5 protein-coding genes and 1 pseudogene are annotated in these 8093 nt (G+C 72.9%); 4 read left to right on the forward strand and 2 right to left on the reverse strand.

Annotated elements, in window-relative coordinates; genetic code table 11:
- The 3 genes and pseudogenes from IEZ12_RS18535 to IEZ12_RS18545 all read left to right on the forward strand — a co-directional run.
- Positions 1 to 391, forward strand: a pseudogene (locus IEZ12_RS18535) (hypothetical protein); the annotation flags it as partial.
- Positions 392 to 592: 201 nt separating this feature from the next.
- On the forward strand, positions 593 to 1591 hold the full coding sequence (locus IEZ12_RS18540) for an ABC transporter ATP-binding protein (RefSeq protein WP_229847665.1): 999 nt from the start codon (positions 593 to 595) through the stop codon (positions 1589 to 1591).
- Between the two features lie 93 nt (positions 1592 to 1684).
- Complete coding sequence (locus IEZ12_RS18545; RefSeq protein ID WP_189272988.1) at positions 1685 to 4261, forward strand: FtsX-like permease family protein; 2577 nt, start codon at positions 1685 to 1687, stop codon at positions 4259 to 4261.
- Positions 4262 to 4424: 163 nt separating this feature from the next.
- On the opposite strand, the gene IEZ12_RS18550 is transcribed toward IEZ12_RS18545, so the two are convergent.
- Both IEZ12_RS18550 and IEZ12_RS18555 read right to left on the reverse strand, forming a co-directional pair.
- Positions 4425 to 5825 (reverse strand): oxygenase MpaB family protein, encoded by a 1401-nt coding sequence (locus IEZ12_RS18550; RefSeq protein WP_189272989.1) that lies wholly within the window; start codon positions 5823 to 5825, stop codon positions 4425 to 4427.
- A 246-nt stretch (positions 5826 to 6071) separates the two neighbouring features.
- A complete protein-coding gene (locus tag IEZ12_RS18555) occupies positions 6072 to 6932 on the reverse strand; it encodes a DUF4253 domain-containing protein (RefSeq protein ID WP_189272990.1) in 861 nt (286 codons plus the stop codon).
- A gap of 194 nt (positions 6933 to 7126) precedes the next feature.
- Between IEZ12_RS18555 and IEZ12_RS18560 the strand changes: the two genes are divergently transcribed.
- On the forward strand, positions 7127 to 8093 hold a 967-nt coding region (locus IEZ12_RS18560; RefSeq protein ID WP_189272991.1), incomplete at its 3' end, for a C40 family peptidase.

An 8093-nucleotide genomic window follows, 5' to 3' on the forward strand; every position in this document is an offset into this window, starting at 1 on the left:
CGCACCGCTCGGCACGGACGGTGTGGCGGTGGAGATCGAGGGACCGGACGGCCTGGTGGCCGCCGCGTACGGACTGCCCGCGAGCGTCGAGGGCGCACCGCACACCTCCGACGGCCAGGGGTGGCTGATCTCCGCCCACGGTGCGACCGCGCACGCCGTACTGCCGGTGGCGGCACTCTGCCCCGGCGTGGACCCGCAGGCCCTCGCGTCCGGACTGATGCTGCGCACCGACGGCCGCAACACCGTCACCGGCCCGGCGCCGTACACCCTCACGGTGTCGGTGTCCGACCCGAAGGTGGCCGAACTCCGACGCGCCACCGGCGTGCAGCCCCGGGGCGAGGTGCTGGCGGTCACCAACCAGATCCCGGTGCACGCGAGCAAACCGGTCTGATCCTGCGACACGCTTCCCGGATCCTGATCCTGTCTCAGACTCCGGGAGCCCTCCGGGGGTTGGCTGCCGGATGAAGGTGGGGATATCCCCACCTTGAACCCTCCAGCCCCCTTCATGGCGAGTGACCTGCGGTTTTCCTAGCGTTGGCGATGCCCCGGGAGAGACGACCACCGGGGCGTCACCTCCGAGGAAGGCTTCACCATGTCGCCCCGCCTGCGCCGCAACCAGCCCGGCCGGCCCGCCCAGTCCGCCGCCTCCGACGCTGCCGCCGCACCCGGGTCGCCCTGGCCGAACTCCACCGCACCCACCTCCGGGCCACCCCTGTCCGGGCCGTCCCCGTCCGGGGTGCCCGCGCCCCGGCTGTCCGGAGCCCCGCTGCCCCTGGACGGGCGGCAGCCCACCGCTGGAGTGCCCACCACCGGAGTGCCCGCGGTCGAGCTGCGCGGGGTGCGGCGGAGCTACGGTCGCGGCGCGGGTGTGGTGCACGCCCTCGGCGGGATCGACCTGGCGCTCGCCGCGGGCAGCTTCACGGCCGTGATGGGGCCGTCCGGCTCCGGCAAGAGCACGTTCCTGCAGTGCGCCGCCGGACTCGACCGGCCCGACGCGGGGCAAGTGCTGCTGGCCGGGCAGCCGATCAGCTCGCTCGGGGAGGAGTCGCTGACCAAGCTGCGACGCAGCCGGATCGGCTTCGTTTTCCAGGCGTTCAACCTGCTGCCTTCGCTGACGGTCCTTCAGAACGTGCTGCTCCCGCAGCGCCTGGCCGGCGGCCGGCCGGACAAGGCCCGTGCGCACGAGCTGCTCGCCAGGGTCGGCCTGGGCGAACACGCCTCGCGTCGCCCCGGCCAGCTCTCCGGCGGTCAGCAGCAGCGGGTCGCGCTGGCCCGAGCGCTGATCACCCGGCCCGATGTGGTCTTCGCCGACGAGCCCACCGGTGCGCTCGACACCCGCAGCGCGCACGAAGTCCTCGGCCTGTTGCGCAACGCGGTGGACGGCCTGGGCGCGACGGTGGTGATGGTCACCCACGATCCGGTGGCCGCGTCCTTCGCCGACCGCGCGGTCTTCCTGGCCGGCGGCCTCCTGGCGGGCGAACTCCACCATCCCGAACCGCGCACCGTCTCCGATCGCATGCTCACCCTCGCCGCCCGGCCCGGCGGCGCTCCAGCCCAGGACGCCGCCTCGCCCTCGCACCCGCGGGGTTGACCGCATGACCGTCGATCCGACCCGCGCCGCCGCACCCTTCTGGTCGGCCGCTGCCGTCCTTCCCGCCCGTTCCTGTTTCCCGGAGTCGACCGCATGACCAACGGACTGGCCCGCGCCGCCGTGCGCTTCCGGCCCGCATCCTTCGCGGGCACCTTCCTGGCGCTGCTGTTCGCCTCGGCCGTCGTGACGGCGTGCGGCGTGCTGTTGCAGACCGGGCTCACCGCGACCGTCAGGCCCGACCGGTACGCGGATGCGCCGATCGTGATCGCCGCCGACCAGCAGGTGAAGATGACGGTCGTTCACGGCAAGCGGCCCGACACCATCACTCAGACGCTCCCCGAACGGGCCCGGCTGGACGCCTCGTTGACGGCTGTCGTGGCCGCCGTACCGGGAGTCGAGCAGGCCCGGCCGGACTCGGCGTTCCCGGTGTCCGTCGAACGGTCCGGCCTGCCCGGGCTCGCCGGGCTCACCGGACGTGGCTGGGCCGCACTGGGCATCGCCCCGGGCGAGCGGCTCACCGAGGGGCGCGCCCCGACCGACGGCGAGCTGGTACTGGACACCGCCAGCGCCCGCGCCGCCCACCTCGCCCCCGGCTCGAACCTCACCGTCGACACCCCCGTCGGCACCGCCTCCTACCGGATCTCCGGCCTCGCCGACGCACAGCCCGGCCGCGCCACCGCCTGGTTCTCGGACGGCACGGCCGACCGTATCTCCGGCCACCCGGGCCGAATCGACGTGCTGGCCGTCCGCCCCGCGCCGGGCATCTCCCCGGCCGCGTTGGCCGACGCCCTCCGCCGCGCGCTGGACGAAAAGGCGCCGGCTGAGCAGGTGCCTGCCGGACAGGTGCAGGCCGAACAGGTGCAGGTGACGACCGGTCAGCAGCGCGGCACGGTGGAGCAGCCGGCGCTGCTTGAGGCGAAGGACGTCCTGACCGGGATCGGCGGGTCCTTCGGCGGGACGGCCGCCACAGTCGCCGTGTTCGTGCTGGCCGGCACCATTGCGTTGGCCACCGGCCAGCGGGCACGCGAGTTCGCGCTGCTGCGGACCATCGGGGCGACTCCCCGTCAGGTCAGCCGCTCGATCGCCGCGGAGGCCGTGCTGATCGCCCCGGTCGCCGCCGCGATCGGCGTGCTGCCCGGGCTGGCGCTGGCCCGCTGGTGGTTCGGCGAGCTGGTCACCCGCGGTGCGGTGCCCGCCGGGGTGTCGCTCGACACCGGCCCGCTGCCGCTGCTCGTCTCGGTCGCCGCCTGCACGGCGACGGCATTGGCGGCCGGTCTGATCGCGGCCCGGCACAGCTCCCGGTTGCGGCCGACCCAGGCACTCGGCGAGGCCGAGACCGGGCCCGGTACGCCGGGCGCGGTGCGGGCGGTGATCGGTGCGCTGTTCACCGCCGGCGCGGTCGCACTGGCGGTGGCCGCAGCCAACGTGGCGGGCGCCACGGCCGCGAACCTGGCCCTGGGCGTGGTGCTGTGCTTCCTGGTCGCGGTCGGACTGCTCGGCCCGTGGCTGGTACGCGGTGCGGTCGGTCTGGTGGGTGTGCTGCTGCGCGCCGCCGGAGCCTCGGCCTCGCTGGCCGCCGACAACGCCCGTGCCTCCTCCCGTCGGCTGGCTTCGGCGGCCGTTCCGATCGTGATGGTGACGGCCTTCTGCGGGACGCTGCTGTTCCTGCAGTCCAGCCTCGATCACGCCGCCTCCGTGCAGGTCCGCGAGGGACTGAAGGCGGACCGGGTGGTCACCGCCGAAGTCGCCACCGGACTGCCCGCCGACATCGTGGGGCGCGCCACCGGGCTGCCGGGGGCGGAGGCCGCGATCGGTCTGCTGCCCACCGGCCTGGTGTACTCGTCGTCCGGCGCGCTCGGAACCGCCAACGCCCAGGCGGTGGACGGCGATCCGGCCGCACTGGCGAAGGTCCTGGATCTGGGCGTGACATCGGGTTCGCCGGCCGACCTGGCCCGTGCCGTCGACACGATCGCGCTGGACGACCTGCTGGCCGAGAGCCTGCACGTGAAGGTCGGTCAGCGGGCCGCGCTCTGGCTCGGCGACGGCACCCGCGTCGAGCCGACGGTGGTCGCGACCTACCGCCGTGGACTCGGTTTCGGACAGGCCCTGCTGCCGAAGGCGGCGGTCGCCGCGCACACCGATTCGCCGTACTCGACCCGCCTGCTGGTCGCCCAGACCCCGGGCACGGACGGCACCGCTGTCGCGAAGGCCCTGTCCGGGCTCGCCCCGGCGGGCCTGTCGGTGACAGGCCGTCAGGACTACGCGGCACAGGCCGATCAGGATCGCGAGCTGAACGGCTGGGCGAACAAGGTGATGGCGGGCGTGCTGGCCGGGTTCGCGGCGCTGACCGCCGCCAACACCCTGGTGATGACGGTGCTGGACCGCCGCCGCGAGATCGCCCTGCTGCGGCTGGCCGGCTCCACTCGCCGTCAGGTCCGTTCGATGCTGCGCTGGGACGCGCTGCTGATCGCCGCGATCGGCCTGGTGACGGGTGCCGCGATCGCCTGGACGACGCTCACTCCGATCACCCGCGCGCTCACTTCCGCCGCCCCACACGTCCCGCTCACCTCCGCCCTTCTGCTGGGCGGCGCGGCCACCCTGCTCTGCCTGGCCGCAACCGCCCTCCCCGGGCGCGCCCTGCTGCGCACCCGTCCCACCACTGCACTCTGACCGCCTCACCCACGCGTTCCCCGTGGCCGCCCCTCCTCGGGGGCGGCCCGTGCCGCTTCTCCTGATGCCCATGCTCAGCCTCCTGTGACCGACCTCCTGTCCTTCACTCTCCGTGGGCCGCCCCGGACGTCCGCGCGCCGAACGTCCGAGCGCCGGGCGGCGGTCATGGTCGCCCGAGGAGTTGGGCGCCGGCCACGCCGACGGTGCGGGCGGTGAAGAACTCGGTGAAGCCCCGGACGAACTCCTCCTCGGTGATCTGCCCGTCCCCGTCGGCGTCCAGTTGGCGGAACCCGTGGGTGAGTTCCGCCGGGTGGACGCGGGAGCCTCCGAACAGGGCGCGGTACTCGTCGGCGCACAGCCGGCCGCTGTGGTCGACATCGGCGGCGTGGAACATGGCGCGGACCGCGACGTGCAGGCCCTGCTCCAGGTAGTCGGGGTCGCGGTCGATCCCGGCCAGCATCGCGGTGACGAACTCCTCGCAGGAGATCTCCCCGTCGCCATTGGCGTCCATGGTGGACAGCAGGTGCCGCCACCAGGTGTCGAAGGCGCTGTAGACGGTGGCCTCGGTCTCCTCGTCGCGCTCCAGCGGCCAGCAGACGTTGTGCGCCATGGCCTGGAAGTCCGCTGCGGTGAGGCGGCCGTCGCCGGTCTGGTCCATCACCTGGCGGTAGAAGGAGGCGATCCGGGCCGGTCGGTCGTCCCGCCGTGGTGTGCGCGGCGGCCTGGGTGGTTCGGCGGTGGTCGGCCTGGACTGCTCACCGCTGGGCGCGGTGCGGTAGCGCAGCCGGTCGGGCAGCCGCTCGGCGATCAGGCGGGCGCCGCGGTGGACCGTCCAGGAGAGTGCGGCGGCGCTGCGGCTGCGTGGCAGGCCGCACTTGGCACGGAACTCGGCGGGCAGGTCGGCCAGGGTGAGCGTGGTGAGGAAGCGGGCGACGAGTCGGCGCAGCACCGGCCAGGCGGGTCGGAGCCGACCGAGGCGGCGTGGGGCGGGGGCGCGGGTGAGGACGGTGTACAGCATGTCCTGGGCGGCTTCGGTGAGTTCGAGGGTCTCCCGGATGGTGTCGCGGAGGTAGCCGGGCACGTCGGCGGCGGTAGGCGGGAACAGCTCGTCGGGGAGCCGGAAGGCGGTGCAGACCTCCCTGAACTCCCGGTAGAGCTGTTCCAGTTCGGCCGGGCTCAACGGGTGGCCGGAGAGGGCCCGCAGTGCCGTCATGGCCTCGTACAGGGTGACCAGCACCCAGACCCGGACGGCGGGGTCGAGGGCCGTGTAGGGGCGACCTCTGCTGTCGACCCCGACGATCCGGCGGTGGCTGCGTTCCAGGCGCGCGATCTCGCGGCTCAGCGCCTCCTGGTCGGAGAAGAACAGCCGCCTGCCGCTTTCCATGGTGTGTTCGATCCGCCGCCAGGGGTGGCTTCGGTAGGTGGACAGTTGGTCGACTCCGGCCCCGACGGCGGGGTGCGCGTTCTGCAGGACGAGCAGCCGCCAGGCGACCAGGGCGATGCGCCGCTCGCCGAGGGTGCGGCGCAGCATGGAGTCCGCTTCCGCTCGTGCGGTGTGCGTCATGGGTCCGTACCCCCTTTCGCTCCGGTGGCCCAACGGCCGCCGATGGCCGTTCGGCTTCGGCCGTTCCGGATGTCCCGAAGCCTAGAGGTGGCTCCTGACCAAATCCGCTGGTCAGGGCCCCAAACCACCCTGCGGGGTGAGTCGGTGGGCGATTCTCCGCCCGCACAGGTGGATCTGATTCGACCGGAGTTGACGTTCCGTCACTTCATCTCGGGCGATCGGCCCCATCGGACGACCGCGACCCGGTCAGTCCCACCAGAAGGACCACTGCTCGGCGTTGACCAGGCCGGGCGCGTAGTCGACGATCGCACCGACGCCCTGGAAGATGTTGTCGGGGCAGAACGCGAGGTGCTCGGCGGCGATCCGGAGCGCCAGGTCGTCGCCTTCGGGCGGCGCGCCGACGCTCAACTCCAGTTCCGCGAAGCCGACCTGGACCAGCCGGGTGCCGTAGCGGCGCTCCCAGTCGAGCAGGACGGCGGAGACCTTGGCGATGTCGTCCTCGTGGTTGACGGGCCCGGTCCAGCCGCAGGCGGTCAGCGCCTCGGCGCCGGTGGCGGCGGGGACCAGGCCTATCCGCAATTGGGCGTTGTCGGCGAGCAGTTCGCGGGCCAGCGCGCGGGCGGCCCGATCGGGGTCGCCGGGCTGTTCGGCGGCGGGTGCCGTTCCGGGCCAGCCGTCGGTGAACGGGGCGATGCTCTCGGCGAGTTCGGCGCTCTCCTCCGGGTCGATCTCGTCGTCGCTGTCGGGATCGCCGTAGAGCGTGGTGGAGTACTCCCATCCGGTGCGCAGCAGTGCGGCGGGATCGTACAGGTCGGGTTCGCCGGCGCTGCGCGGCTGGAGTTCGCCGGTGCCCCAGGGGCGGAAGTCGGCGTCGGCGGTGGAGAGCGGGGCGAGCAGCAGCGGCCACAGTCCGCTGCCGGGATGCTCGCGGTGCAGTTTCTCCCACAGCCCGAGGGGCGCCGGTCCGTCGCTCATCCAGAGCACCGGGGCGGCGTCCTCGTCGTTGTCGTCCGGCTTCACCAGGTGTCCGGCGGGCAGCAGTGCGGCGACCGCGGACAGGTCGGCGTGGGGCCGGAGCTGGCGCAGATCACGAAGGGCGTCGGTCATGCGAACACGCTAGCGAGCCACGCCGACAGGGCTTTTCCTACTGAAGGGTAGTCAATGTCGGCTCCGGCCGAACCGGTTCACGGACCTGCGCAAGTGGACGCGGAGGCCCTGATCTGATTACGGTCTGGCCTCAAACTCATTGTCGGATGATCACGCAAGCAGAAGCATCCGACCGGAGCAGAAAGCAGGAGCCCATGGCTTCCCATCGACGCCCGAAACAAGCGAGCCGCGCCCGCGCCTACGTCCTGACCGGTGCCGCTGCCACCGCGGTGGCGCTGACGGCGCAGGTCAGCGCGCACGCTGCGCCGGCCCAGCCGAACAAGAACGAGGTCAAGGCGCAGGTCGACAAGCTGCTGGAGGAGCAGGAGCAGGCCACCGAAAAGTACAACGGCGCCAAGGAGAAGGCCGACCAGCTGCGCAAGCAGGCCGACCAGCTGCAGGACCAGCTGGCCCGCGGCCAGGAGCAGTTGACCGAGCTGGCCTCCGGGCTGGCCGCGGTGGCCGCCGACCAGTACCGCCAGGGCGGCATCGACCCGTCCGTACGCCTGATGCTCTCGTCCGACCCGGACAGGTACCTGGACCAGGCCTCGTCCTTCGACCAGGCGGCCAGCACCCAGACCGCAACCCTGAAGGCGTTGGAGGCCCAGCAGCTCCGGCTGAACCAGCAGAAGCAGGAGGCCGCGACCGTCCTCGCCGAGCTGGACGGCCAGACCCGGGCGCTCAACGACGCGAAGGGCACGGCGCAGTCCAAGCTCCAGGAGGCGCAGCAGCTGCTGAACACCCTGTCCGCCGCCGACCGGACCGCGATCGTGCGGGGCACCGACGGTTCGGCCTCGCGCGGTGCCTCCCGAGTCGACCCGACCACCCTGCCGCAGACCACCGGCGCGGCCATGGTCGCGGTGAACGCCGCACTCGACAAGCAGGGCTCGGACTACGTCTCGGGCGCGACCGGCCCGAACACCTTCGACTGCTCGGGCCTGATGGTGTGGGCCTACGCGAAGGCCGGCGTCTCGCTGCCGCGCACCTCGCAGGAGCAGGCCACGGTCGGCGCCAACGTCGGCACGGACTGGCACAACGCCCAGCCCGGTGACCTGGTGATCTACAAGTCCGACCGGAGCCACGTCGCCATGTACATCGGCAACGGCATGGTGGTGCACTCAC

The sequence above is a fragment of the Kitasatospora griseola genome, from assembly GCF_014648555.1.
In the GTDB taxonomy this organism is placed as follows: Bacteria; Actinomycetota; Actinomycetes; order Streptomycetales; family Streptomycetaceae; genus Kitasatospora; species Kitasatospora griseola.